Annotated in this window: 27 protein-coding genes; 7 read left to right on the top strand and 20 right to left on the bottom strand. The window is 61.3% G+C overall.

The window, feature by feature from the left end; genetic code table 11:
• Window positions 1-61 precede the first annotated feature (61 nt).
• The 15 genes from ACP15O_RS17360 to ACP15O_RS17430 form a co-directional block, all read right to left on the bottom strand.
• The gene (locus tag ACP15O_RS17360; RefSeq protein WP_425097369.1) at window positions 62-364 is read right to left on the bottom strand and encodes a hypothetical protein; all 303 of its coding nucleotides are present in this window, start codon (window positions 362-364) and stop codon (window positions 62-64) included.
• Window positions 365-464: 100 nt separating this feature from the next.
• On the bottom strand, window positions 465-926 hold the full coding sequence (locus ACP15O_RS17365) for a DUF6915 family protein (protein WP_425097370.1): 462 nt from the start codon (window positions 924-926) through the stop codon (window positions 465-467).
• A 1-nt stretch (window position 927) separates the two neighbouring features.
• Entirely contained in the window at window positions 928-1,314 is a 387-nt protein-coding gene (locus ACP15O_RS17370; protein WP_425097371.1) for a DUF6878 family protein, read from the bottom strand.
• A 121-nt stretch (window positions 1,315-1,435) separates the two neighbouring features.
• The gene (locus ACP15O_RS17375; RefSeq protein WP_425097372.1) at window positions 1,436-5,698 is read right to left on the bottom strand and encodes a strawberry notch-like NTP hydrolase domain-containing protein; all 4,263 of its coding nucleotides are present in this window, start codon (window positions 5,696-5,698) and stop codon (window positions 1,436-1,438) included.
• Window positions 5,699-5,800: 102 nt separating this feature from the next.
• Window positions 5,801-5,953 (bottom strand): antitoxin PaaA2 family protein, encoded by a 153-nt coding sequence (locus tag ACP15O_RS17380; protein ID WP_348432494.1) that lies wholly within the window; start codon window positions 5,951-5,953, stop codon window positions 5,801-5,803.
• Window positions 5,943-6,107: a hypothetical protein gene (locus ACP15O_RS17385; RefSeq protein WP_425097373.1), complete on the bottom strand. Its 165-nt coding sequence runs from the start codon at window positions 6,105-6,107 to the stop codon at window positions 5,943-5,945. The genes ACP15O_RS17380 and ACP15O_RS17385 overlap by 11 nt, the downstream gene beginning before the upstream one ends.
• Before the next feature lie 94 nt (window positions 6,108-6,201).
• A complete protein-coding gene (locus ACP15O_RS17390; protein ID WP_425097374.1) occupies window positions 6,202-6,720 on the bottom strand; it encodes a type II toxin-antitoxin system YhaV family toxin in 519 nt (172 codons plus the stop codon).
• A complete protein-coding gene (locus ACP15O_RS17395; protein ID WP_005668772.1) occupies window positions 6,717-7,043 on the bottom strand; it encodes a type II toxin-antitoxin system PrlF family antitoxin in 327 nt (108 codons plus the stop codon). Before ACP15O_RS17395 ends, ACP15O_RS17390 begins: the two co-directional genes overlap by 4 nt.
• 126 nt (window positions 7,044-7,169) lie before the next feature.
• The gene (locus ACP15O_RS17400) at window positions 7,170-7,823 is read right to left on the bottom strand and encodes a DUF6927 domain-containing protein (protein ID WP_425097375.1); all 654 of its coding nucleotides are present in this window, start codon (window positions 7,821-7,823) and stop codon (window positions 7,170-7,172) included.
• Between the two features lie 102 nt (window positions 7,824-7,925).
• Window positions 7,926-8,519, bottom strand: a complete 594-nt coding sequence (locus tag ACP15O_RS17405; RefSeq protein ID WP_025042408.1) for a hypothetical protein — start codon at window positions 8,517-8,519, stop codon at window positions 7,926-7,928.
• 74 nt (window positions 8,520-8,593) lie between these two features.
• Window positions 8,594-10,576 carry a ParB/RepB/Spo0J family partition protein gene (locus ACP15O_RS17410; RefSeq protein ID WP_425097376.1) on the bottom strand — a complete coding sequence of 661 codons (1,983 nt, stop codon included), beginning with the start codon at window positions 10,574-10,576 and terminating at the stop codon, window positions 8,594-8,596.
• A 158-nt stretch (window positions 10,577-10,734) separates the two neighbouring features.
• Complete coding sequence (locus ACP15O_RS17415; RefSeq protein ID WP_425097377.1) at window positions 10,735-11,124, bottom strand: DUF3768 domain-containing protein; 390 nt, start codon at window positions 11,122-11,124, stop codon at window positions 10,735-10,737.
• An 87-nt stretch (window positions 11,125-11,211) separates the two neighbouring features.
• Window positions 11,212-11,421, bottom strand: coding sequence for a DUF6330 family protein (locus tag ACP15O_RS17420; protein WP_425097378.1), 210 nt, complete (start codon window positions 11,419-11,421; stop codon window positions 11,212-11,214).
• 23 nt (window positions 11,422-11,444) lie between these two features.
• Window positions 11,445-12,383, bottom strand: coding sequence for an ArdC family protein (locus tag ACP15O_RS17425; RefSeq protein ID WP_425097379.1), 939 nt, complete (start codon window positions 12,381-12,383; stop codon window positions 11,445-11,447).
• A gap of 40 nt (window positions 12,384-12,423) precedes the next feature.
• Window positions 12,424-12,909 carry a hypothetical protein gene (locus ACP15O_RS17430; RefSeq protein WP_446033535.1) on the bottom strand — a complete coding sequence of 162 codons (486 nt, stop codon included), beginning with the start codon at window positions 12,907-12,909 and terminating at the stop codon, window positions 12,424-12,426.
• Between the two features lie 445 nt (window positions 12,910-13,354).
• On the opposite strand from ACP15O_RS17430, the gene ACP15O_RS17435 reads away from it, so the two are divergent.
• Window positions 13,355-13,705: an MbcA/ParS/Xre antitoxin family protein gene (locus tag ACP15O_RS17435; protein ID WP_027264271.1), complete on the top strand. Its 351-nt coding sequence runs from the start codon at window positions 13,355-13,357 to the stop codon at window positions 13,703-13,705.
• On the top strand, window positions 13,705-14,217 hold the full coding sequence (locus ACP15O_RS17440) for an RES family NAD+ phosphorylase (RefSeq protein WP_425097381.1): 513 nt from the start codon (window positions 13,705-13,707) through the stop codon (window positions 14,215-14,217). The genes ACP15O_RS17435 and ACP15O_RS17440 overlap by 1 nt, the downstream gene beginning before the upstream one ends.
• A 416-nt stretch (window positions 14,218-14,633) precedes the next feature.
• Here the strand turns inward: ACP15O_RS17440 and repC are convergent, their stop codons facing one another.
• The 3 genes from repC to repA all read right to left on the bottom strand — a co-directional run bounded on the left by repC (window position 14,634) and on the right by repA (window position 18,247).
• Window positions 14,634-15,869, bottom strand: coding sequence for a plasmid replication protein RepC (gene repC, locus ACP15O_RS17445; RefSeq protein WP_425097382.1), 1,236 nt, complete (start codon window positions 15,867-15,869; stop codon window positions 14,634-14,636).
• A 177-nt stretch (window positions 15,870-16,046) separates the two neighbouring features.
• Complete coding sequence (gene repB / locus ACP15O_RS17450) at window positions 16,047-17,063, bottom strand: plasmid partitioning protein RepB (protein WP_425097383.1); 1,017 nt, start codon at window positions 17,061-17,063, stop codon at window positions 16,047-16,049.
• Window positions 17,060-18,247 carry a plasmid partitioning protein RepA gene (repA, locus tag ACP15O_RS17455; RefSeq protein WP_027263652.1) on the bottom strand — a complete coding sequence of 396 codons (1,188 nt, stop codon included), beginning with the start codon at window positions 18,245-18,247 and terminating at the stop codon, window positions 17,060-17,062. Before repA ends, repB begins: the two co-directional genes overlap by 4 nt.
• Window positions 18,248-18,561: 314 nt before the next feature.
• Between repA and ACP15O_RS17460 the strand changes: the two genes are divergently transcribed.
• Window positions 18,562-18,789, top strand: coding sequence for an AbrB/MazE/SpoVT family DNA-binding domain-containing protein (locus tag ACP15O_RS17460; RefSeq protein ID WP_009815510.1), 228 nt, complete (start codon window positions 18,562-18,564; stop codon window positions 18,787-18,789).
• Window positions 18,779-19,174, top strand: a complete 396-nt coding sequence (locus tag ACP15O_RS17465) for a PIN domain-containing protein (RefSeq protein ID WP_425097384.1) — start codon at window positions 18,779-18,781, stop codon at window positions 19,172-19,174. The genes ACP15O_RS17460 and ACP15O_RS17465 overlap by 11 nt, the downstream gene beginning before the upstream one ends.
• Here the strand turns inward: ACP15O_RS17465 and ACP15O_RS17470 are convergent.
• Window positions 19,158-20,054: a recombinase family protein gene (locus tag ACP15O_RS17470; RefSeq protein WP_425097385.1), complete on the bottom strand. Its 897-nt coding sequence runs from the start codon at window positions 20,052-20,054 to the stop codon at window positions 19,158-19,160. The genes ACP15O_RS17465 and ACP15O_RS17470 overlap by 17 nt on opposite strands.
• 226 nt (window positions 20,055-20,280) lie before the next feature.
• On the opposite strand from ACP15O_RS17470, the gene ACP15O_RS17475 reads away from it, so the two are divergent.
• The 3 genes from ACP15O_RS17475 to ACP15O_RS17485 all read left to right on the top strand — a co-directional run bounded on the left by ACP15O_RS17475 (window position 20,281) and on the right by ACP15O_RS17485 (window position 22,528).
• Complete coding sequence (locus tag ACP15O_RS17475; RefSeq protein ID WP_007803223.1) at window positions 20,281-21,348, top strand: helix-turn-helix domain-containing protein; 1,068 nt, start codon at window positions 20,281-20,283, stop codon at window positions 21,346-21,348.
• A 149-nt stretch (window positions 21,349-21,497) separates the two neighbouring features.
• Window positions 21,498-21,962: an excisionase family DNA-binding protein gene (locus ACP15O_RS17480; RefSeq protein WP_007803221.1), complete on the top strand. Its 465-nt coding sequence runs from the start codon at window positions 21,498-21,500 to the stop codon at window positions 21,960-21,962.
• A complete protein-coding gene (locus ACP15O_RS17485) occupies window positions 21,959-22,528 on the top strand; it encodes a PIN domain-containing protein (RefSeq protein ID WP_007803220.1) in 570 nt (189 codons plus the stop codon). Before ACP15O_RS17480 ends, ACP15O_RS17485 begins: the two co-directional genes overlap by 4 nt.
• Before the next feature lie 58 nt (window positions 22,529-22,586).
• Here the strand turns inward: ACP15O_RS17485 and ACP15O_RS17490 are convergent, their stop codons facing one another.
• The gene (locus ACP15O_RS17490) at window positions 22,587-23,429 is read right to left on the bottom strand and encodes a hypothetical protein (RefSeq protein ID WP_007803218.1); all 843 of its coding nucleotides are present in this window, start codon (window positions 23,427-23,429) and stop codon (window positions 22,587-22,589) included.
• Window positions 23,430-23,497 lie beyond the last annotated feature (68 nt).

Consider the following 23,497-nt stretch of genomic DNA (forward strand, 5'->3'; position numbering starts at 1 on the left):
CTCGACCCCTTGAGGGATCACAAAACAGAAAGCTTGCTTTCCTTTCAGCCCCGCCCAAGGGTCAGAGCTGCCGTCCGAGTGGGAAGGCCCCCGCGCCTCCGGGTGCTACGCCCCTCCCCTGCCCGTCTGGTCTAGATTGGCTGTCCGGATTTTCCGCGGCGTCCTTCGATTGCGCGATGAAAAACTCCGCCTCTCTTCCGTTCAACCGTTGCCCGCCCCGGTCGGTCAGGCCGATGCAGCTGCCGTTCAGCACATAGGTGATGAGGTACTGATCGAACCGGTCCTTCTGGACAACGTAGCCGGTATTGGCCCAATGCACGGTCTGCCCGGCATCGACCGCGGCTTTGATGTCTTCGAGTGTCATGCGAACCTCCTTACGAAGAATGGTGGGGAAACGACGCAAGAAGCCCGGTCATCCAACCGGGCTTCCACGCAGCATTCGTTTGGCAAACGGCCGAGAGCTGTCAGGCGCTCTGCGTGGCTTGCGTCGCGCGTGCCGCCATCCAATCTTTCAGGCCAAGAACCGTTCTGCCGGCGGCGACCTCGGAGGCCCAGGCAACCCTTGGATCGCCGCAGGGCTCCCCGCTGACGTGCTGCTCGATATGGCCATTGGCCATCCATGGCTCAGGCTGTATGCGTCGCAGCCAGTCCGCCATGCTCGGGATACGGCCCTGACAATCTTCGCGGACATGTTGCTCGCCGATCCAGCGCACGGGGATGTCCCGACCAGCGCTATTGGTCAGGGTCAGACCGAAGACACGTTCGGCCTCGAACAGGCCTTGGGCATGGTGACGCAAGGCCCGGTGCGTGAAGAGCGCGAGGTGCTCTTTCGAGGCGTCAAACCAATCGTGGACGGCCTGATAGTCAGACGGCACCCCGCCGAACTTCCGGGCAGAGCTTTCGGCATGATGAAGCGGATGGGCCATCTCAAAGCCCCTCGTCACAGCTGTGCGAGCATTCGACATAGCGGTCGGCGTGATCGAGGGTGATGCTGTCTGCTGCAATGTCCCAGGTCAGCGTGCCGTAGCCGCCCTCGTTGTTCTCGAACCCCGGATGATGGTGATAGGCGAGTGACCAGGCGAAATCGCCCACGGCGGTGACAAGCGCTTCCGGCAGTTTGACCTCCGCAGGCTGCACATTCACGTCCTCGACATTGCCGGAGTCGCCATAGCCTTCGTATTCGGCGGTGACCTCGTTGATGCCAAGCGCGCGCAATTGCGCGATCAGTTCCGCTCGGGTTGCTTTCAGGGTGGTTTCGCGCTCGGCGCGCCACTGAGCCGCCATTGCGGCATAGTCGATCTGGGGATTGGTCATGGGTCTGTCCTCTTGTCAGAAGTTGGGGGGCCAGGCGTCGCATTGGTCGGCGCGCGCCCGGAAAGCGCAGACCGGCCAAAACCCGATCCGCGACGCCCGACACAAAGCCCCCTTTGACTTTTCAGGCGGCTTGGTCTGACGCCTTGCCGGTTCCCTGCCCCACGATCCGTGCCAGAATGCCCAATGTATCGACCCCATCCCCATGCGGCAGGAACACACGAAACTGGAAGGCGATGATCTCGGTGAAGCAGCCGAGAGCTTTGAGGCCGTCCATCATGCCCTTGTCGGCACCGCCCAGCTCGAGACGCATCTCGCCTGCGACCCGGCGACGGGTCAGGCTCAGGCCCCGGCCCAGATTGACAGGTGCGGTGTTGCCAAAGGCGGCGGTCAACATCTCCTGCGGCGTTTGCGGGTTGGAGACGAGGAAGCGGGCGCGCAACGCTGCCGCCCCTTCCTCGCTGAGCGTGCGCCCGATCATGGCGGTCGGCCCGTCTGGCGTGACGCGGTAGATGCGCTCGTTGGTGGTCGGGATGTCCTTCCAGATCGGCAGCAGCAGCCCAGTCAACAGGTAGAGCTTGGTCGTGGTGGTTTTTGGCAGGGACGCAGCCTCGGAATCCCAAAGCCGTGCGAACTCCGGCTTGCCGATCTCTTCCCAGGCCGAGGACTCGAACCGTGCCTCTTCGAGGTAGCTCGACCCGTTGGGCCGCACCGCCTTGCGCATCAGCGTGACGATGTCCTCGTCATACATCTGCATGGGCCGCGCCGAGATGAGCGCCGCGCGACCGGAGGCGCTATTGACCATCGGCAGCTTGTCGGAATTGCGAGAGAGGGCGTCATCTGCCGACAGCACGTGAACCGGGTCGGTGACCTCGAGCCCGATGATCCGAGTCACGGCGCCAGATTTCGGGCAGGTCCAGAGATCCTCCGTGGAGACCTGCTCGATCTTTTCGCCGCGCAGGGTTTCCACGCCGAGATCGAGCGTGCCTGCCGCGCGCGCCCGTTCCGTCTGATCAGCGATCCGGCGCATGAAATCGGCAAAGAGCGCGTTCTGCATGTGGATGGGAAGGGCAAGCATCCGGTTCAGAAACCGCTGGATCGGCGGCAACTCCTCAAGGAGCACCCCGTCCTTGTCGATCAGCCGCAGGGCCGTCCAGTCGGTGAAGCTCTCGTAGCTCATCGCCTCAGCGCGTCCGGCGGCAAGATCGGCGAAATACCCACGCAGCGCCGCCCGCGCGATCGGGCTTTCCAAATTGTCCTCCTCGCGGAACATGCCCTGCGAGCCGGTCTCGCGCTGACCCTTGGTCAACGCCCCCAGCTGGTCGAGGCGCTTGGCGATTGTCGAGGTAAAGCGCTTCTCGCCATGCACATCGGAGGTGCAGACCCGGAAGAAGGGCGCTGACACTTGAGCCGATCGATGCGTGCGGCCGAGCCCCTGGATGGCCGCATCGGCGCGCCAGCCGGGCTCCAGCAGGTAGTGACGCCGACGCTTCTGGTTCTTGGCCGTTTGCGCCGCATGATAGGATCGGCCCGTCCCGCCCGCGTCGGAGAAGATCAGGATATCCTTCTCGCCGTCCATGAAGGCTTGGGTCTCGGAGGAATTGCTGCTGGCGGCGCGCTTCTCGATGAAGAGGTGGCCATCCTCGGCCTTGAGGGGCCGGATAGATCGCCCCGTGACCTCGGCGACAGCCTCATCACCAAAGGCCCAGAGGATCTGATCGAGCGCCGAGGGGATCGGGGCCAGCGTCATCAACTCCATCATGGCCGCATCACGCAGGGCGAGCGCCTCGCGCGAGACAACCAGCGCGCCGGCCTCATCCCGTAAGGGTTCCGCGACCATGTTGCCGTCGATCTCCACGAGCTTTTGCGCGTGGATCGGGAAGGCCTGTTCGAGATAGCCCAGGACGTAGTCGCGCGGCGTCAAGGCACCCTCGACCAGCTCGTCCTCCGGGTCCATCGTCTCAAGCCGACGTTTCAGCAGGCTCTCACCGGTCGAGACCACTTGGATGACGCAAGCATTGCCCGCCGCCAAATCGTCCTCGATGGCGCGGATGATGGTCGGCGCCTTCATTCCCATCAGGAGATGGTTGAAGAAGCGCTGCTTCGTGCTCTCGAAGCGGGACTTGGCCGAGGCGCGTGCGGCCGAGGCATTGGTCTCTCCCGAGGCGTCGTTGACGCCAGTGGCGGTCAAAGCGGCGCCGAGATTGTGGTGGATCGTCCGAAACGCGCCCGCGTATGCGTCGTAGATCTCGATCTGGGCTGGAGTGAGCGCGTGTTCGAGCACATCATATTCCACGCCATCAAAACTGAGGGCACGCGCAGTGTAGAGCCCGAGCGTCTTGAGATCGCGCGCGACCACCTCCATGGCAGCGACGCCGCCGGCTTCCATCGCAGAAACGAAGCTCTCGCGGCTCGGAAAGGGGTATTCGGGGCCCTGCCCCCAGAGCCCGAGACGCGCCGCATAGGCAAGGTTGTGGACGCTCGTGGCACCCGTAGCCGAGATGTAGAAGACGCGGGCGCGCGGGGCCGCGAGTTGCAGCCGCAGGCCCGCAAGGCCCTGCTGGGAGGGTTTGACCCCCCTGCCCTGCTCGGACCCCGCCGCGTTCTGCATGGCATGGGCCTCATCAAAGGCCAGCACGCCGTCGAAATCTTCGCCCATCCACTCAAAAATCTGGCTCAGCCGCGTGGTGCCGCATTTGCCCGCGGACCGCAGCGTGGCGTAGGTGACAAAGAGGATGCCACAGGTCACGGTGATGGGCTGGTCCGGTTTCCATTTTGAGAGCGGCTGGATGTCGGCTGGCGAGCCGCCGAGATCGGTCCAGTCGCGGATGGCGTCCTCGATGAGCGTGGCGGATTTGGAGACCCAGATCGCCTTTCTGCGCCCGGCAAGCCAGTTCACGAGGATGAGCCCCGCGCATTCGCGCCCCTTGCCGCAACCGGTGCCGTCGCCGAGGAAATACCCGAGGCGATAAGCATTGGCATCCGGGTCATCATCGGCCCGGGTGAGCTTGGTCTGGTCGTCGTCGATGGTGAACCGCCCCGGCAGGTCGCGCCCATGGGCGTCATGCGCCATGATGATGGTTTCCAGCTGCGCCTCGGAGAGATGTCCCTCCTCGATCAACCGTGCGGGCAGGCGCAAGCCATCACGGCCCGTGTTTGAGGGCATGGGCGGGGCAACCGAGGCCATGGCGATGCTTTCAACGAGCGGCGTGGGATGTTCCTGCCCACCCGCGATCTCGATCCGCTGCGGACGGTAGCGCGCGTAGATGTCCGAGATGGGCGTGTTGTCACGGGGGGTCTGAAGGCTCGTGAAGCTGAGCGGACGGACGGCGTTGGCCCAGGGTTTGGAGGTGGTGACAGGCGCAGCAGCAGCCTTGCGCGGAGATGAGGATGGAACGGTCGGCCGAGCATGAGGGGTCGCTTCAGTCCGTTGGGCGGGGCGCATCTCGGTCCGTGTTGCGGCCACGGCGTCGACATATGCCAAGGCTTCATCCAGAACCCGGACATTGGCGCGGATCATCGCGCCGTCCTCCTGCACCTTGTCGAAGACCATCAGCTGGGTTTCGACAGAGGTGCCGAGCTTGCGGTAGACCTGCCCCGGCATCGTCAGCGCCAATCGTGGCGTCAGGAGACCGCAGGCGCGGGACCAATGCGCGGCATCGCGTTCGGGCGTGAACCCCGGCGGCATGATCGCCACCAGGCGCCCACCTGGTGCCAGGCGCTTTGCAGCCGCAATGAGATGTTTGGCAGCGATGTGCTTGTCGCGGGATCGGTCGACCGAGGAGGCGAAGGGTGGGTTCATCACCACGACGTCGGGTAGAACCGGCGTCTGTAGCAGATCATCGATATGCTCGCCGTCATGGCCTGTGACCTCGCCGCCGAAAACCGCGCGCAGGAGGCGCTGGCGAAAGGGGTCGATCTCGTTGAGCAAAAGCGTGGCATCAGCCCGGGCGGCGAAAGCGGCCAGTGCACCGGTGCCAGCCGAGGGCTCCAGAACGGTCTCGCCCTTGCGGATCGCCGCGGCCCGCAAAACCAGCGCCGCGAATGGCAGCGGCGTGGAAAACTGCTGCAGCCGGATCTGCTGTTCCGACCGGCGGGTTTCCGTAAGGAGCCGTGAGGCAAGCAGCTTTGCGGTGGCGATGTCACCTACCTCGCCGTCCCCGCGCAGCAGCACTTGGATGGCCGTGGCCTGCATCAGGTCGTAGGCCATGCGCCAGTCCCAGGCACCGCCGGCATCGCTGCCATGAAACGTCTCGCGCATGATGCGCGCGAGCGCTGAACTGCGCAGGGGCTGGTTGTCGACCTCCGCGCCGATCTGCGCGAGGGCAGAGGCGAGGTTAGCGTCGGATTCAACAGGATTGGGGAGCGTTGAGCGGGGCTTGGACATGGGGATTTCCTTTGGATCAGGGTCTGAGTTCCAAAGGACAAAAAGCCCACTTTCGCTTTTCAGGGTGACGGGGGTCAGACCGCGCTGACCTCCAAGGCTTGCTCAGGTCTTGGGTTCGACCTGCCGCTTCGCATCAATCAATGCCTGTGCGGCCTGCATAACCTGAACCTGAGATGTTCCCGTGCATTCCTCCTCCAGCGCGGCCTGCACCTTCGCGCGAAACCACGCGTCATACGAATTGACATCAGCCGCCACGGAAATGCTCCTCGAGCCCGATATCCAGCAGCTTGCCGAGGTCATCGGGCATGTCTGCAACTTGCACGGCAATTGGGAAACGGTGCCCCGTCAGGTCAGGCGCGCATTGCTCCTCTAACCCGAGGTGCTGCCTATCCTTTTCCGCCTCAATCATTGTGCTTTCTCCGACCGTATTATCAGCCGATGCTACATCTTCCAGCGGGGCGTCGTAAACGATAATGCCAAAGGGTCACAGCAAGCTGGCCCACTTACCGATCGGGCGCCGCTTCAAGAGACGTCTCAAACCGCTTGTCCGCCGCCGCAGCTTCTTTCAAGAGCGCGTCGAAATTGTCAGGTGGATTGCCATCTTCCAACATCCCTTTGAACGTCGCATAGGCATCCGTCTTGCTGCCGTAGGCGCGCAGGGTCTTGTCGTCGTTCACCCAGGCCACCACGATGACCTTCGCATCGCTGTTGAACCGATAGAACAGCCGATACTGCTGGAAGAATTTCGCCCGGAACCAGTGCTTGCGGTGATCGCCGAGCGTGCCGCCTTGCCGGTAGGCGGCGGCACCCGGGTCCGCCGGTATGGCCTCGGTGACCAGCTTGAAGATGGCTGCCAGCCGTTTCGTGGGGTTTTTCTTGCGCCAGGTCTTTGGATCGCGTGCCTTACGCGCTTCAACCTCCTCGATCAGCCCTTCGAGCTGGTCCAGAAAGAGCGGATGCGCATAAATCGACCATCCGTTTACGACAAGGGGCGCCCCTGCGGGCACGCTATCGCCGCTCATTCATCCTCGAGCGATAGCGGCGCATCGAGATCGACGTCAACGTCTCCGACCAGTGCTGCAAGACGGTCATGCAAAGCCCCATCGAACGCCCGAATGCGATCCGGATGCGCCTTGATATCGGCCTCGACAAAATCGAGAAAAGCTCCGAGCACGGGATCTTCCTCGTCGCTGCGCACGGGCTCGATATAGACCCTGCCACTCGGCTCGGTACAGTAGCGAATCTGGTCGCCCTTGCCCAGCTTGAGCTGCTTGCGCACACCCGCCGGCACGGTCGTCTGATACCGATCCGTAAGTTTCGAGACATCTTGTGCAAGCGCTGTCATGGCAGTCTCCTGAAAGAATGGGGGTCTTTGCTGCTTGTGATAGGTAATGCATTTGCATTGCCATGTCAAGATAAGCCGCAGGATCTGCTGTCGCCGGGCAGGCCGATGAACCGTCCGGCGCAGGACCTAATGTCGCCCCGCGAGATACTCCGCCAGCACCGGGCTGGCAGCACCTTTTGCGGAACTGAGCAGCTCCGAGCCCGCAAGCGAGGCCTTCGACAGGCGTACGAGCCCACCGGTTTCCTCGATGCGGTAGCAGCGGCGTTTTTGCCGCCCGCGTCTGTAGTGGGTTGCGGTGACGATCTGGCAGGTGCTGCCATCGGTCAGGGTCACAGGCGCGGCGAGCTTGATCCTGTCCCCCTCTTGATAGTCAGGGATCGCGGCCCAGTCCCGGCAGCGCTGGCGCCATGCATGCGCGTAGCTGTCCGGATCTTTCAGGTCGGAGAGAAGCTTGATCAGCCCAAGGGGAGCGCGAGACTCGTTCGGACCACCACCTTCTTCAATGTCCTTGTAGCCCCAACACCCATCGTCGTATCGGGTGAGGAAGACAGCGCCGAAGGTGATCGAGCCGTCAGGTTCGGTGACATAGGTCGCGTCCTCGACAGGGGTGCCGTCAAGATTGGTGACCTTTGCCGCCGCGTACCAGGTGGAGCCGACCTTGCAGGCCTTGACCAATTCGGTTCTGCGCGTTTCGCCATGAGAGGTGCAGAGCCGGGCAATCTCCGCTTTCTCATCCGCGTAGGTCTGGACGCGGCCGTCGGTGTAGAAGAGCCATCCCATTTCAGAGTCCTTTCTCTCGTAGGGAAAATTGTTGTCGCCAATGTCCCGAGAGGGCCGCAGGCCCGGCAGGGTATTGGCGATGCTTGTTTGAGAAAGGGCGCGTTAAGCAGCCCTCCGGTCATCGATTTCCATCAGGGCATCGAGCGGCACGCGGTAGGGCTGCATGGCGTCGAAATCCTCGCAATTGCCGCAGTTCTGCACGATCGCGAAGGTGTCGCAGGCATCCTTGAGAATGACCCGGAAGGTGCCCCCGAGGCCCGAGGGCACCTCGTAGGTCCCGCCGATGAGATAGTCCGAGGCCCGGCGCACGAAGACGCGGATGCTGTGGCCATCGGTGGCGAGCCGGATGGCCCCCCGCCCCCGGTCGATGAGCACCTGCACATCGTCGAGAATGTCCGTGTAAAACTGGCCGGTCAGATCGCGAAACGCCATGCGGCGCTGCGCCATCCAGTCGGTATCCCGAAATGGGTTCATGCCGTCGGCGAAGGCAAAGGAGGGATCGGCCTGTTCGGTGGTGACGATACGGGTGGTCGTGCCATCGATGCCGTTCGAACGCAGATGCACACCATTGCCGACGATGAGGATCAGGGCCGGCCTGTCCACGGGCCCGTTCCAGTTGGGCAGGAAGGTTTTGCAGGCGCGCGCATGTGCGATTTGCGCCGCGACAGCGGACGCAGAGAACTTGAGAATAGCCATGGGGATGTCTTTCTGTTCGGTTTGGAAGGGTCGACCCGCGCGCTCGGAATGCTCCGCGCGGGTCAATTGATGCGTCAGGCCGCTTGCGCGACCTCGCTGGCAGGCTCCGGAGTTTCCACGGTGGGCTCCGCCTCCTCAAAGGCGACACCGGCGGTCTGCATCATCGGCGGGCACCAGGCGGCCACGGCAGCGCGCTGCGCGTCCGTGAGTGTGGCGAAGGGTTCGGCGAAGAGCTTGTCACAAAAGGCGACGATCTCCCTCTTGCTCGACGAGGCCAGCGTCACCGCCTCCTGGGCGAGACCCAGATCTTCGCCGAGGATCCTCAGGAGCCAAGCCTTCTTGAAGCGGTTGAAGAGCGCCGCATTCGGCGTCCAGTGGGAGCGGATGTCGGGCATGATCTCGATCTCGAACGCATGCATCAGGCTGTCGCGCTGGCGGTCCCGCGCGAAGCAGGACTGCGTGGTGCTGGCCGTGGCATAGGCCACGAGCTTGGCCTTTTCGCCTGCCTCCAGCGCGCGAAACGCCGCGAACTGATCGGCGGGCGCGCGGGTGTCATCAAGCCACGAGAGGTCAAGCGCATCATGCGCCGCCGCCACCTGCTCGAGCGAGGTCTCGTCGATCTCGTCCATCTTGGCGTGGGTGCGGTATTCCCTGCGTGCCTCGATCCTGATCGCCTGCGTGACACTCATACCGCTGGCCAGAACATCACTGACCAGCTTGAAGAGCGTCAGATCGAGCGTGGCCTCCGGATGCAGCGCCATCGCGGCGCCAAGGGCCATGGCCCGCTCGGTTTTAAGGTCCTCGGCCAATGAGGCCGGGTAGCTGATTTCTCCAGCGTCGGGGGCTTCCTCCCCGGTGGTGTTGGTCGAGGAACTGCGCGCGCCCTCCTCTTTCACGGTGTCCTCGGGGCGCACGAGGCCGATATGGAGCGTCACCTGCCCGTTCGACCAGGACGCAATCACACCGGCGCGGGCGAGGTCCTCGGCGCTATAGGCCTCCTGCAGATCGCGGGCTTCGTCTTCCAGAGCGTCCACGCGCTCGTAAAGGGCATTGTAGGCATCGTCTTCGAGCCCCTCATCCTCCATCTCGAGTTGCAGTTTCTCAAGTTCAGCGGTGATCTCATCCACGCGCTTCTGGGCGGTCTCATCCGGCTCGACGGGTCCTGGGTAGACGCGGCCATATTCGGCCATGGTCGCGTAATCATAGCGCACCATTGCATCGGCCCAGGCAAAGCCCAGCTTTATGCGAGCCTCTTCGGCGGCGGCCCCGAGCTTCTCGAGTAGGATGGTTTCGACCAGCGCCGCATCCTCGAGCACGGAATGCTCTTCCAGAAGGTCAGCCGCGACGGCGCCGCCGCGGGCCTCATAGTCCTCGCGCACAAAGGCACCGATATCATCGCTGACCTGGACGCCGCGGGACTTGAGCGCCTGGCGGACTGTATAGGCCTGCAGGTAGCTATCTTCCTTGGTGAGCGCCTCGAAGACCTCGCGCTGCACCTCCTGGCTCGGATGCTCCGCAAAGGCCTTCATCGTGTCGAGCGTGATGGTCTTGGCCCGGGCCGCGGCGCGGATCTCGGGGTGGATCAGACCGTAGCGCAACCGGCCTTTCACGGCTGCCACCGTGGTGCCGAAGGTCTTTGCGATCGTCTCGGGTGTCTGGCCGTCGACTTCCATCATCCGTGCGAAAGCCTCGAACTCGTCAATCGCGTTCATCGGGGCTTGCGTGATGTTCTCAGCGAGTGACAGCGCTGTGGTCACGTCGCAATCCTCCGGCACAAGGCGGCAGTCGACCTTGGTCTTGGCGGTGAAACTCTTCGCACTCTTGTCCGCGACCAGTTCCTTCAGCGCGGCATGGCGTCGGCCACCGGCAAGAACTGCGTATTTGCCGTCGATCTTCTGGACCAGGAGCGGCTGGAGCACGCCCAGCACAGCGATGCTGGCCTTCAGATGCGCGATATTGTCGGGGTCGTAGGTTTCCGGGGAGTTACTCCGCACATTTGCGGGGTGAGCTGTCAGATCGCCGATGGCGACGGACGCGGGTTTGAAGCTTGCAGTCATAGGATATCCTTCTCGATGGATTTGGAGCGGCCCGCGCATTCAGATGCGCGGTCAATCCCCAAGGGCGGGGATCACAACGACAAAAGGCCCACTCTCCCTTTGATGGGTCAGCGGGCCTTCATTTCTTGGGGTGTCAGGGGGAGGAGTCCCCTGCCCTTCTACCAGTCGCGCGCCAGCATGATGGTCAGCACGCGCATGGTGGTGGCGGGGTTGTCGGGGGCCTCCGCGCCATAGCGGAAGTCGGAATCCGCTTCGTACAAATCCAGTTTCCAGAACACGGTCTCGCCGCGGATCTCGACCGCCCCGAAATCGTGCCATCCCTCGGGATCATTCTCAGGCTCGAATACGTCGAACTCCCCGGTCGCCCTCACCGCCTCGGCCATGAAGCCGTCACCAGCCTCCATGAGCGAGCGGGTGACATGCATGCGGCCCTGGATCGGCTGCTCAGGTGGCACCCCTAGGCAGGCAAGCTTGCGAAACGCGTCGTTCTGCGCTGCGATCACACTCGGATCAGGGCGGTCTGTCTGGGGTTGTGCGGTGATGGTCATCGGATATTCCTTTGAGAAGTTGAAACACCCAATCCAAAGCTCACTTTTTCTTTTCCGCCTGGCGGCAGGACCGAAGGAGAAGGTGCCCTACCCGAACAGCCCCTTGGAACTGTAATTCGGGTTGGGGATGGTTTCGATCCAGCCGCCCTGGTCCGTGATGCTCTCGAGCGCTGCCGAGAGCGGATACGCGCCCTCAGACGCGCTCCACCAATAGGCACCGCGTTTGAAGGAGATGATCTTGCGGCGGCCGTCGTTGAAGCAGGCCACCCGCAGCGTCTTGGGTTCTTTACGTGACATGCGAGTCTCCGTTCTCCGTATGGTCAAGCAGCCTCGGCGCTGCGCCCTGCCCTGCCCGCCTCTGACCGTGCGATCAGGTAGTCGCAGGCGCGCTGCGCATCAGCGGCGTGCTTGAAGATGGCGCCCTTGTCCGAGCGCAGAACGCGCAGCCAATTGTAGAGGTAAGCGGCATTCATCTCGAGCGTATGCGCTGTGAAGCCGAGCGTCTGGCCAAGGAACACCGAGGTCAGCTCGGCGACGATCTCCTCACGGGCATAGGCCGTGTTGCCGAAGCGCGAAAGGCCGTAGTCGCGGTTCAGCCGATGGCGCGCCTTGGTGGCATGGGCCAGCTCATGGGCCCAGACCCCGTAGAAATTCCGCGGGTTCTCGAACCGGGCAATCGACGGCATGAAGACCTTATCCACGGGCGGCAGGTAATAGGCTTCCGTCCCCGTGAAGACAGTCGTGATGTCAATGGCGTCGAAAAACGACTGCATGTGCGGGATGGGTTCGGACGGCGGATGTTCAGGCGCTGGCTTGGGGTCCGGATAGAAGCTCTCGGGCAGGCCCTCGATCTGGCAAGCATTGAACACGCGGTAGGATTTCTGGAAGCGGAAGATCCGGGCCTCCTCGGAGCGGTCATCCCCATCGCTGCGACCGTCCTCATCAGCGGCGTTCGTCCGGCTTTGTCCGTAGTAGACGACGACAGACGACTTCTCGCCCTTGCGAACCTTTGCGTCCAAAGCATTGGCCTGAGGCAGCGTCATCCAAAAGGGTGAGCTGTGGCCCGCCATCACGGTCCGCATCGTCAGCAGTAAGTTGTTCACGCCTTGGTAGGGTTCACCGCCCACGCGCAGGGGGCGTGAGCTGCCGCCTGCGGTCCAGGGCTTGCGCCACGGCAGGACGCCGCGCTCGATGATGCGGATGATTTCGTTTGTGATGACCTCGGAGGCATCGAATTTGGGCGTGCGGGATCGGGCCATGGCTGGCGTCCTTTCGTGTGTTGGTGAGGGGGAATGGGGATCAGATTGACCGACGGGGCCGCGGATCGTTGGCGATCCTGGCGCCGAGTGCTTCGACCATGTCGATGTAGGTGGTCAGCGAGACGGACCTGCCAGGACCGCAAGGGTCAGGGTCGGTCGATCCGTCCCGCGCCACCCGCGGCAGGTTCGCGAAGGTGATGACATCGGTGACCGGTCGGATATCGATGCACGGCGTGCCACGTGCGACCGCAAGAGCGGCCAGGGGAAAGCGCTCGATCGGCGCGAAACTCGAAACGGTGGTCCAACCGAGGTGGAGGAATGTCCCACCCTCCCCGCAGATCACATGCGCGTTTGGCAATGACGTAGCCTGCCTGAGATAGCCGAGATCGCGGAGAACGGCTTTCCTCTCGAGCTGCCGTGCCAGCTCCGTCTCGCCAGTTCGGCGCAGCTCTCTTTGCCGCCACCAAGAGGCAGCGGTCGCGCGCAGCACGCGCATGACACCTGTTTGCATGGGAATGCCCTTCATCCGGAACAGCAGACCGGAACCCGGCCCGGACCCATCTGAGGGACCCCAAAGGCCCTCATCCGTCAGTCACAAAACCCGAAGGATACTTTCCCTTTTCACCAGCCAACTGGTCTGAGGTAAATGTCAATGGCCCAACACCAACGCGGACCCCAGTGACTGCATGCAGTAAGTGCCGGTTCCGGTCCAAGATCGGCAAGCCATATCGGCAACCCCGATCTGATTGCCGCAGTCTTTGGCATATTATCAATAACTTATCTGACGTTCTCGATCGGCAAAAAACGCGCCTACGGCGACTTCTCAAGCCCAAAAATCAGGATTTCCAACGTTCAGAGTAATGGAGCGTTACGAATAAGTCTGGGAAACGAAGGCACAGCACCTCCTGAAAACTTGAAAATCAGCAATAATGTCGCTATATACCGTCAGTATCGCTGTAGGAGCATAGATCATGCACATCACGAACTTTGCTGAAGCTGGGCAATTTGAACCGCGCAAGATCGCCGCGGTGCTACGCACGTCAGCAGAAGAGATCGCATTGACCGTCGGCTTGGGCAAAGACGCGCTGCAGAGGCGAGCCCGCATCGGTTCGGACAAGACGCAGCGCCGCCTGCGCGAACTGGTAGAGGTGCTGAACAAAGTCGAACCCCGCTTCGGCTCGGAACTGATGGCCTATGCATGGTACCGGTCAGAGCCCCTGCCCGGCTTTGATGGCCGAACAGCCATGCAGCTGGTGCAGGAAGGCAAAGCTCAGCAAGTTCTGGAATACATCGATGCGGTCGATGCGGGCGTCTTCGCCTGATGCCGCTGAAAGATGGACGCTACGCAGGGCCACTCTATCGCGCCCTGAACCCGGTCTATGCGCGTGAACCTCTATCCGGACGAGGCGCCGAACTCTATGGAGGGCGCTTTAACGCCAAGGGCACCCCTGCCCTCTACACCTCGCTGGATCCCGCGACCGCTCTTAGAGAAGCCAACCAGGTCGGCAGCCTGCAACCCACGATCCTGGTGTCCTACAAGGCCGACCTTGGGCCTATTTTCGATACCCGCGATCAGGACGGACTTGACCGGTATGGCGCGACCGAGGCGACGCTTGCCGACCCTGCATGGCGCATGAAGATGCTCGATGGCCAATCGGTTCCGACACAGGAGTTAGCACGCGCCCTCATAGCAGATCGGTTTGCGGGGCTCCTGATCAAGAGTTTTGCGAAGGGTGCGTCGTCGTCGGACTTCAACATTGTGTTGTGGAATTGGAGCAACCAAGGTTGCGGCCTTATTGTGGTGGACGACGAAGACCGTCTTTCACAGATGTAATCCGCTGGGCCCAGCCTTACCGACGATGGATTCGCGGACAGTCTTCGATTGGGAGTATCTGAACTGAATGCAGGCTTTCTTTTGCATGTTGCCCTGAGTCATGATGAAATCCGAACTGTTCCGAATACCTCTGAATACACAGATCGAAGCAGCCCAAACAATCCGACCGCTGCGGGAGGCTTGAGATCCACGTTATCGAAGGCGCCTTTCCGGCCGGCATTTCCTTTGGATAATCGAGAGCGGCTCTTTCCAAACCTCTTTGGTGATGGTGACCTGCCCGTGTGACTGGCAACCGAAGCACCCTGTTTCTGGCCAAGTCCGCGAGCGCAGCCTCTGACCGTGTTGGAAAGAAGTTCACAGCTGTGAACTATCCCGAGCTATCCTACTGGTCGGCCGAGTTCACAGCTGTGAACTCATCATGCAGCATCCCGCCGCATCAAGGCCATGATCATCGGACCGCAGGAGAACTCCCCAATTGCTGCCTTTGAAGATAGGGTTCTCAAGTAGCCTCCAGGTGATCGGATATCCGCAAACCGTTCAAGCATTGCAACGATCACAACAGACGCTTCTTCGGGACCCATATAGCGTTTCGCCTCGTCCCACGCGGACGGGGAAATACCCATCATGGGCCTGACCACATCAGCCACCCGGACCAGATCGTGCCAGTGGCGCACGGGCTGCTCGGAATACGCTTTGAATTCCTGACAGGAGGCGAGGACGAGACCAAGCGGTATGTTCGGCATCAGTTGATCGTCAATAGTTGCCGTTGAGTTGCCCTCATCTTCAGAACACAGAGGACTATTGGCAACTTCTGGAGTTTCGCGCACAGTGCCTCCGCCCCGCGCTTGTTCTAAGCGAGGTTCAAGATCATAAGAGTCTTTATTTGAATTCTGATAGTGCTGCTCAGAAACAGCATCATTGGTGCTCATATTTTCTGCTTCACAGCCATCCAGAAGGCTTCTGGCATGATCTAAAGCTGACCCCAAAGCGTCTTCGATGCGCCTAAGGTCTTCCATTTCGAGTTTTCTGCGAAGATCTCGGGCCATTAGGGCCGCAAGATCAGAGAATTGGTCCCAGACGCCCTGATCCGGACGAAGTGAGCGCCCGTACTCGGCCAGCCCTGCGAGGTCACGCCGCATGAGGCTCACAGTGGCACGTAGGCGCTTGTACCGCTCTTCTGCGGCCCGGACGGTCTCAGCGGCCTCACAAACCTCCTGGAAGCGTCGAACGAGCGGAGAGAGGTCGAACCCAAACGCAACCTTTTCGTCGCCGTAGCGGCGGGCATAGCGCTTCCCATTGGGGCTATCGCGCCGGACAACAAAGCCAGTCTGCACAAGGTTGGAGAGGTGGCGCCGCATCGTCGAGCAGGGCATGCCGTTCAGGCGCTCGCAAATCGCCTTGTTGGACGGATGTACAATCAATTCGCTGTCATTGCCTCCGAGAATTGTCGCTTGGTGAAAGCTGACCAGCGCCTGAAGCACCGTCAAATCCCGATCGGACAAGCCGAACGCGACTCGAGCGGCAGCGAGCTCCCTCAGGACCTCCCACTTGTTGGCGCCGGCTGGGGGCAGGTCTTCCTGGGTCGCTGCCTGATGTTTCAGGATGGCAGCATCTATCGTTCGCCGGAACGGCGTTACGGGCGTGTAGTCCATTTTGTCATTCACGAAGACAAAAATATCCCGGTCCGCGAATCACTTTGGACTTGCGGAAAACAGCTCCGGACACTACCTTGAAGGTGCTAGAAACAAGTTAGGGTCTCGTGGAGTGGTCGCTTTGCGGGACCTTTTCTTTTGCCTTTTCGTGCCTCCTTCTTTGATTTCTGCTCTTCCTCAGTCTTCCGACCGCTGCTTCCAGCGTTCGTGAAGGTCTTCAATCATGTCATGCACTTGCGTCTCGACCCAATCGGCGAAGTCTCCATCCGCCAACTCGATCGATAGGCCCTTGGCAGTGCGTTTGACCGTGCCGCCGCGTTTGCCGCCGATCTTCAGCGGGACGCTGGAAGGTGGGGCAGGGGAGGGCGACTTGGCCGGTTTAATCGCCTGGGTCACAGCCTTTTCTACGGCCAGGAACGCTTGGATGGACGGGTCATTGGTAGAGGCAACGTCATCCACCACCATGGAGGTCTCGGCATTTTCACGTGCCTCTTTCGCGATCCCGATAAGGTCCTCGCGGTCCAGACCATTCTCGTCGATGGCCCGACCAAGGGATTCCCATCGGGGTCGGCCAATGCCATGGGCGGCGCCAATGGCGCGTACCAGATCTGGCCCGACCATGTCCGCGATCGCGATCGCCATAGATATGGACGACTTCGTGACGGTAAGAATTTCTGCAACCTGAGATTGATTTCCGAAGCCGGACGACACAAGGTCCTTTGCGAACAGGGCCTTTTCAATAAAAGACAAATCGCGCCGCCCCATGTTCTCCGAAATCTGAGCACGCAGAGCGCTGTCGTCATCCAGGTTGGTGACTAACGCGCGAACCTTGGTAACCTTATCGGACTGACGGATCGCCTCCAGCCTGCGTCGCCCATAGACCAAAAGGTAGCGATCATCTTCACCCGGCGCACGTCGCACGAGGATCGGAACGGTCTGACCGTTCGCCTCAATCGCATCGCGCAAATCCAGTACATCGGCCGGGTCAAGCCTGTCCGCCATACGCCCGTCTTCGATGCTCGCCGGGTCCAGTTCCCAAACATGATGGGAATCGACCGCGTCGCGGGCGGACCGAAGGGCGCGATTTGAGGTCATCATCGGTGTCACAGCACCTGTCTGAGGGGCAGGGGAGGGGGCCCCAGCTGCCGCGAGACTGTCCAGCATTGACATGCGCTTCTTCTTGCCACTGGTCATGTGCGCCCCCAGGTTTTCTGGATTAGGTCGGCGATCTCGTCATTTAGCGTATTCAGGCTCTCAATCGCGCGATCATAGGTGGAACGCGTGAACGCGCTGCGTTCCACTTCATAAAGTGTCTGCTTGGTCAGGCCCGCATCTGAGATGGCTGTAGACTTCAACATGGGCGAATTCAGCACGGCTTCGCCGTACATTGTTCGCAGGAAAGCCACGATGCGGTTCTGCGGCGCATCCTGCGGCTCGTAGCGGGTCAAAACATAGCGCATCCAGTCATGAGACATGTCAGCGCCGCTCTCGGCGATCACGTCCATGAGGTCGGCTGTCATGCGGAGGAATTGCGACATGGACATCACATCGAGCATCTCTGGATGGATGGTCACCAGAACGCCCGTGGCCGCGGACAGGGCGGACATGGTCAGAAAGCCAAGCTGCGGCGGGCAATCTATGACGACCACGTCGTAGTCCTCATCGACCTGGGCCAGCGCCTCCTTCACGCGGAAGAAGAAAAGTCCGGCATTGCCCTGCGCCAGCGCGCGCGGGGTGTCGTGCTCGAACTCCATCAGTTCGAGGTTGCCGGGGATCAAGTCCAAATTGGGGATATAGGTCTTGCGGATGACCGACCGGATCGGCTCCGGGTCCTCATAGCGGATCGCATCGTAGAGAGTGCCGCCATCTTCGAGGTCCAATTCCGGCTGAACGCCGTGCAGCGCGGTGAAGGAAGCTTGTGGGTCAAGATCAATGCCCAGCACACGATATCCGCGCAGGGCAAGCCGTTGGGCGAGATGGGCAGAGGTTGTTGTTTTTCCGGACCCGCCCTTGAAATTCATCACGCCGATGACCTGAAGATGATCACCTTCTCGTCGTCCGGGAACGTAATCGCCCGGCTTGCGAGCAGTTTTTTCAAGGAGCACACGCAGCGCCTGGATATCCTGCGCCGAGTAAAGACGACGGTTGCCGGCGGTCAGCTCGGGAGAAGGCCCTTTGCCATCCAAGTTGAGTTTGCGAAGATAGGAATCGTTTACGCCGAGCAGCGCCGCAGCCTCACCAGAGGTGAATTTGCGCATGGTCTTCTCGGCATCGGGTGGAAACAGGCTCTCACGTTGCGAATGCAACTGGTTCGCCAGCCATTCCGAATGCTGGCGGATCACCGCGTTGAGATCCTCATGCACAAAGGTATTATCCATCTGCCCTCTCGCTTCCGAGACATCGCGTCTTTGGCGTGTTCACGGAAATTGACGTTTTTTGCCTCGTTTCCGTGACTATTGGCGCAAGAGTCGGATTCGCGCAAGGTTTTTCCACATCTAGTGGGCGAGTCCTCACCGAACACAAGGCTGTTAGGCTTCCTGCTGCATGGTGTAACGCACCGCATCTCACGAAAAGGGACAGGGGAAAACTCTTTTCGGAGGGCTCCAACATGGCTTTTGAGCGCACCAAAGCTTGCCTTTTGGCAGTTCTGGATATACATTATTGGATGTTTATCCACGCCTGAGAGGACAAGATGCAAGTTGCCAAATGGGGAAACTCCCTTGCCGTCCGGCTACCCGCAGATCTTGTGAGGGAACTCGGCTTAAAGGAAGGCGATCAGGTCGACCTGGTAAAGGACGATGGAACCATTCTTGTGAGACGCCAACCTCGCGCCGATGAAGTTCTACAAGGGCTAAGGCGGTTTCGCGGAAAACTGCCCAAGGACGCGCGTCTAAGCCGCGACGCCGCGCATGAGCGCTGAATTCGCAGACACGAATGTTGTGCTCTACCTGCTCGACGATGGTCCAAAGGCTGAGAGGGCGGAGGTAATTCTGGGGCAGGGACCCCGGATCAGCGTTCAGGTCCTGAACGAAGCGATGGTCAATTGCCGACGGAAAGCTGGGCTCAGTTGGGAAGATACCGGAGCGTTTCTTGAGGGTATTAAGTCCTTATGCCCTGTCGAGGGCCTAACGGTTCAAACCCATCAAGTCGGTCGCGCGTTGGCAGAGAAGTACCAGTTATCGGTCTATGACGCGATGATCGTGTCTGCCGCGCTGATCGCTAGGTGCACGACGTTGTGGACTGAGGACATGCACGACGGATTGCTGGTTGAGGATCGGCTGCGCATCGTCAATCCATTTGCCTGACCAGCAACCCAAGTCGCTCCGCCCGTTCCAACAGCATCCTGACGGATGACGGTTGCCAGCTTGTACGTCCCCGTGGAGTCCGCTCACGCATGGCTTCCAACCGGTCGCAGATCGCCTGTAGCGTGATATCCGGGTCCGCACCCTTAATCGCCGCCACGATGGCAGGCAGGCGATCGTCGGTTTCGCGACGTCCAGCGCGTCCAAGCACTTCATCGGGCAGGAACCCGTCTCGCACATATGCTTTCACGGCGCGGAGCAGGCGGCTTTGCGTCCAATGGCGGCTGTGGGGTAGGGGGCCATTAATAATCCGCAGAACGTCTTCCCATGCCATATCGGGGCGCAAGCGGCGCACATGTGGCACCCAATCCTGCGCGGTTTCGTTCAGGCGCGCCATGTAGCCGTCCTGTCGTGCCAACCGCACCTTGCGCAGCGCGGCGGGGTCCTTGGTGCGAAGCCCGGGATTGCCACCAACGCGACCTTTGGCGCGTGCCGAGGCAAGGCCCGCCTTGGTACGCTCGCGGATCAGAGCGCGTTCGAACTCGGCCGCGGCGCCCAGAACCTGCAGCGTGAACTTTCCTTGAGGGGAGGCGGTGTCGATTGGATCCTGCAGCGAGCGGAAGAACGCCCCCTTGCCCTCCAGTCTTTCGATCACCTCAAGTAAGTGCGACAAAGACCGCGCAAGCCGGTCGATCCGCACGACGACCAGCGTGTCGCCCTTGCCAATCCGCTCCAGCACACGGGCAAGCACCGGTCGCGCCCGATTGCCACCTGAGGCCTGCTCTTCGAAGATTTCGACGCATCCTGCGGTTTGTAGGGCTTCAGACTGGGGCAGGGGGGTCTGATCCTCTGTGGATACGCGCGCATAGCCTATCAGGGGCATGAAATCGGGCCATTTGCAATTTTAGGTATCGCTAATAAACGACCGTTTGTAAATGAATGCAAGGGCGCGCTCTGTGGCGCTGTTCATCAGAAAGCCCTTGGTTTCCATACGCAGAGCGCGATCAGGGAGGTCTCGCGGACCATCGCGCGCGCGTGCTATGTAAGGTGTACAAACGCACTCTGATAAAACCCTTGGGTAAAGCTCAAAATAGCTGTATTTTGCGCATATGAGGCCTGGAACCCCCGCATTGTATGATGAATCCGACGCGCTCGGCATTTATGCTGAGGAGGTCGAACAGGCGTCTGAGGACGACCTGTGGTTTCTGCCCGGTCCGATGGACGACGAGCCGGACTATTTGCCGCCGGGACCACGGGCCGAACCGCGTGAAACCGAGGTCCTCGACGAATGGCGGAAGGCAGAGGGCGGGCAGGCCGCGCGTCTTGCCCGTGTGGCCGGTCGCGTCGGCGCGCTGGACGACCGGTTGAAGCGCGGACCGGAAGGATGGCGGCATCGGCTTGCGCTGATGGAGGCCGCAGATTTGAGCTGGCACACCGGTGACCGCATCAGCCAAGACCGGCTGGCGCTCTGGATCTCGCTGCGCCTGTCCGGTGTCCAGGACGACACGGCGGCGCTGGCGCGAGTCGGATGGGCGATTCGGCGACTGACGGGTGGACCGGGACCGGAGCAGGACCTTTCCGCCTTCCTCGACCGTCGCGACCCCGAGAACATCAGTGATGAGACCGAGCCGTTCGTGGATCGCGCGAGCGGTTGGCTGGATCTGATGGGGCAGGCCACGGACCTGCACCCGATCACTCGCGCTTGCGCGGGCTTTCACCTCTGGCGCCTCGCGGGGCTCGGGCAGCACGACGACCGTATGGAAGCGGCTGTCGCAGCTGCGCGGATCGCGGCCAGCGATGGAAGAGGCGCAGTCTTCACGCCTCTGGCCATGGGCGGGGCAGGGGGACTACGAGCCGGTGGTTCACCGTTCGAACGTCTGGAACGCTGGCTATACGGGATGGAAGCCGCGTGCCTGACCGCGGTGCGGCACCTTGACGATATCGAGGCATGGTCGGCGCGGGCGGAAGCCGAAATGACATTGCTCTCGGGCAGGACGCCGCCGGCCTTGCGCGCAGTGCTGACCGAATGGCCGCTCGTCTCTGCGCCAATGGCCCAGGCCCTGACGAGTGCCAGTCGCGCCGCTGTTCAGCGCAACCTTGCATGGATGCAAGAGCGGGGTCTGATCCGCGAGGTGACAGGACAGGGGCGGTTCAGGATGTGGAAGGCGACAAACTGAAGGTTAGCGTGGGTCTCACCCGCTCACTCGACAGCAGCGATAACCGCGAGCACGCGGCAGGGCGCGCAGAAACTCACCAACACTTAATGCATTTGTTGCACTTATTTCATATATGGTGGTAGAGAACAGAAACCGGAGAGGAGACCACCATGAACATGCTGGCACACCGACATCTTCCGCCCACGCCGCAGGACGCAGCGATTGCGCGCGTCTCTGGCCAGGCATTGTCACGCTTCGCCCAGGCGCGCGCGCCGTTGAAACTTCGTGTGACGGACTCCGAGCAGATGGAGCCGATCGAGCTTCCTGCGGGCGCCGTATCGCTGCTCATGGAGATCCTCGAGGCGATGGCAGCGGGGCGGGGGGTCACCATCATCCCCGAGAACGCCGAACTCTCGACCGTACAGGCCGCTGAGGTTCTGAACGTCTCGCGTCCGTTCCTGATCAAGCTGCTCGAGGATGGTGCCATACCGCATCGGAAGGTCGGCAAGCATCGCCGCGTCCGCATGGAAGACGTGATGTCCTACAAGGCCGCGATCGATACCGAGCGTGAAGCTGCGCTCGATCAACTGGCCGCCGACGCTCAAGAGCAGGACATGGGCTACCGCTCGAAATGAGCCAGTACACGGTCCTGTTCGATGCGAACGTCCTTTATCCCGCGCCGATGCGCGATGCACTGATGCAGTTGGCGGTCACAGACCTTTTCAAGGCCAAGTGGACGGCCGATATCCATCGGGAGTGGATTGATGCGCTTCTGCGCAATGAACCTCATCGGGAGCGCGCCGCGCTGGAACGAACTCGCGACTTGATGGACAGGGCCACACGCGACTGTCTGGTCACCGGCTACGAGGCATTGGTGCCGGCCCTAACACTGCCGGACCCTGACGATCGGCACGTTCTGGCGGCGGCAATCGTTGGGCGCTGTGACGCGATCGTCACGCAGAACCTGAAGGACTTCCCACCAGCGGCACTTGCGCCCTTTGGCATCGAGACCCAACACCCTGACGACTTTTTCCGGAACCAACTGTCTCTCGCGCCCGGTCTGGTCTGTTCCGCGCTGCGGAAAGTTCGCGCGCGCCTCAAGAATCCGCTCAAAAGCGTCGACGAGTATCTCGCGATCCTGACACAGCAGGGGTTGGTCGCCACGGTTGCCGACCTGGAGCAATTCGCCGACCTGCTTTGATCCCAGAACTGCCCTGACTGAATACGTTCTGGCCAGAGTTGTGGCACCCGATCCATCATCACCGCGAGATTTCGCCCGCCAGGACTGCACGCCCGTGGACTGCAAGCGTAGCAGTGAACCTCGGGCAACCGAACTGCCGGATCACGGCGACAATGCGCGCATCGTACGCCGCTTGCCCTATGACGCGACACAGGTCTGACGCGTGAAACTGGCGGTTCGAGCTTGGCGCAGCCTTGATCTGTTCGTGCAGCTCGCGCTCTCGTGGCTCTTGAACCGGCTGTGGTGCGGGGAGAGCCGGTGGGCGCGTCGCTTCTCCAAGCGAGGTGCGCCACCGGCGCATGAAGCCGAGCAGGAAACCGGCCGGAACCTTGCTGTTCCCACGGGCCCGGTTGAAGGCAAGGAAGCGTTCCCAGATCACTTGCGTATCGACGTTCCAGCAGGGTAGGGCGCTCTTCGCGGCCTTGATCAGCTCGGCCCAGCATGTTCGGAACACGTTCGAGCAACCGTCAATGTTGATCTGTCCTGTGAATATAGTTTTGTTAGATTCTTCTCTAGATAGTGATGTGTCGTCTCCGTCTGACACGAGATCGTGGGTCTGTTCGCCGTCGTCAAAGGCCGCGAAGCGGAAGAGCCAGGGGGCGAACTTGCCGTTCGACTTCTCGCGCTCAAGCTTCAGTTCAGAAGTTTCAAGCTCACTCAGCAGAACGCTCAGGTACTGGCGCGAGACGCCCATCTTCGCTGCCAGAGAGGACAGGGTGAAGGCAGCCGTGCCGCGGGGCAGGCCGTTATACCCGTCCTTCCACGCAATTCCGTCGAGGATGAGCGTGGCCAGTTTGTGCGCCGAAACAGAGAGGTCTGTCTGCGTGATCCGCCTTAGGATCAGGCCAGTCGTTGGTTCCATGGTCGTATCTCCTGAGAGAGACGATGCCATGTCGAGAGCAAACAACATTCTTGCCAGCAAAAACACTT

The sequence above is a fragment of the Youngimonas ophiurae (nom. illeg.) genome (assembly GCF_049803795.1).
In the GTDB taxonomy this organism is placed as follows: Bacteria; Pseudomonadota; Alphaproteobacteria; order Rhodobacterales; family Rhodobacteraceae; genus Thalassobius.

Coding starts and splice junctions, on each gene's coding strand:
- ACP15O_RS17430 (WP_446033535.1), bottom strand. CDS start 12,909: ATGAAGGGCATTCCCATGCAAACAGGTGTCATGCGCGTGCTGCGCGCG.
- ACP15O_RS17440 (WP_425097381.1), top strand. CDS start 13,705: ATGCCGCTGAAAGATGGACGCTACGCAGGGCCACTCTATCGCGCCCTG.
- ACP15O_RS17475 (WP_007803223.1), top strand. CDS start 20,281: ATGAGGCCTGGAACCCCCGCATTGTATGATGAATCCGACGCGCTCGGC.
- repA (WP_027263652.1), bottom strand. CDS start 18,247: ATGGATAATACCTTTGTGCATGAGGATCTCAACGCGGTGATCCGCCAG.
- ACP15O_RS17415 (WP_425097377.1), bottom strand. CDS start 11,124: ATGACCATCACCGCACAACCCCAGACAGACCGCCCTGATCCGAGTGTG.
- ACP15O_RS17420 (WP_425097378.1), bottom strand. CDS start 11,421: ATGTCACGTAAAGAACCCAAGACGCTGCGGGTGGCCTGCTTCAACGAC.
- repC (WP_425097382.1), bottom strand. CDS start 15,869: ATGGACTACACGCCCGTAACGCCGTTCCGGCGAACGATAGATGCTGCC.
- ACP15O_RS17485 (WP_007803220.1), top strand. CDS start 21,959: ATGAGCCAGTACACGGTCCTGTTCGATGCGAACGTCCTTTATCCCGCG.
- ACP15O_RS17460 (WP_009815510.1), top strand. CDS start 18,562: ATGCAAGTTGCCAAATGGGGAAACTCCCTTGCCGTCCGGCTACCCGCA.
- ACP15O_RS17470 (WP_425097385.1), bottom strand. CDS start 20,054: ATGCCCCTGATAGGCTATGCGCGCGTATCCACAGAGGATCAGACCCCC.
- ACP15O_RS17390 (WP_425097374.1), bottom strand. CDS start 6,720: ATGAGCGGCGATAGCGTGCCCGCAGGGGCGCCCCTTGTCGTAAACGGA.
- ACP15O_RS17400 (WP_425097375.1), bottom strand. CDS start 7,823: ATGGGATGGCTCTTCTACACCGACGGCCGCGTCCAGACCTACGCGGAT.
- ACP15O_RS17375 (WP_425097372.1), bottom strand. CDS start 5,698: ATGTCCAAGCCCCGCTCAACGCTCCCCAATCCTGTTGAATCCGACGCT.
- ACP15O_RS17385 (WP_425097373.1), bottom strand. CDS start 6,107: ATGATTGAGGCGGAAAAGGATAGGCAGCACCTCGGGTTAGAGGAGCAA.
- ACP15O_RS17360 (WP_425097369.1), bottom strand. CDS start 364: ATGACACTCGAAGACATCAAAGCCGCGGTCGATGCCGGGCAGACCGTG.
- ACP15O_RS17405 (WP_025042408.1), bottom strand. CDS start 8,519: ATGGCTATTCTCAAGTTCTCTGCGTCCGCTGTCGCGGCGCAAATCGCA.
- ACP15O_RS17395 (WP_005668772.1), bottom strand. CDS start 7,043: ATGACAGCGCTTGCACAAGATGTCTCGAAACTTACGGATCGGTATCAG.
- ACP15O_RS17490 (WP_007803218.1), bottom strand. CDS start 23,429: ATGGAACCAACGACTGGCCTGATCCTAAGGCGGATCACGCAGACAGAC.
- ACP15O_RS17365 (WP_425097370.1), bottom strand. CDS start 926: ATGGCCCATCCGCTTCATCATGCCGAAAGCTCTGCCCGGAAGTTCGGC.
- ACP15O_RS17465 (WP_425097384.1), top strand. CDS start 18,779: ATGAGCGCTGAATTCGCAGACACGAATGTTGTGCTCTACCTGCTCGAC.
- ACP15O_RS17370 (WP_425097371.1), bottom strand. CDS start 1,314: ATGACCAATCCCCAGATCGACTATGCCGCAATGGCGGCTCAGTGGCGC.
- ACP15O_RS17480 (WP_007803221.1), top strand. CDS start 21,498: ATGAACATGCTGGCACACCGACATCTTCCGCCCACGCCGCAGGACGCA.
- ACP15O_RS17425 (WP_425097379.1), bottom strand. CDS start 12,383: ATGGCCCGATCCCGCACGCCCAAATTCGATGCCTCCGAGGTCATCACA.
- ACP15O_RS17410 (WP_425097376.1), bottom strand. CDS start 10,576: ATGACTGCAAGCTTCAAACCCGCGTCCGTCGCCATCGGCGATCTGACA.
- ACP15O_RS17435 (WP_027264271.1), top strand. CDS start 13,355: ATGCACATCACGAACTTTGCTGAAGCTGGGCAATTTGAACCGCGCAAG.
- repB (WP_425097383.1), bottom strand. CDS start 17,063: ATGACCAGTGGCAAGAAGAAGCGCATGTCAATGCTGGACAGTCTCGCG.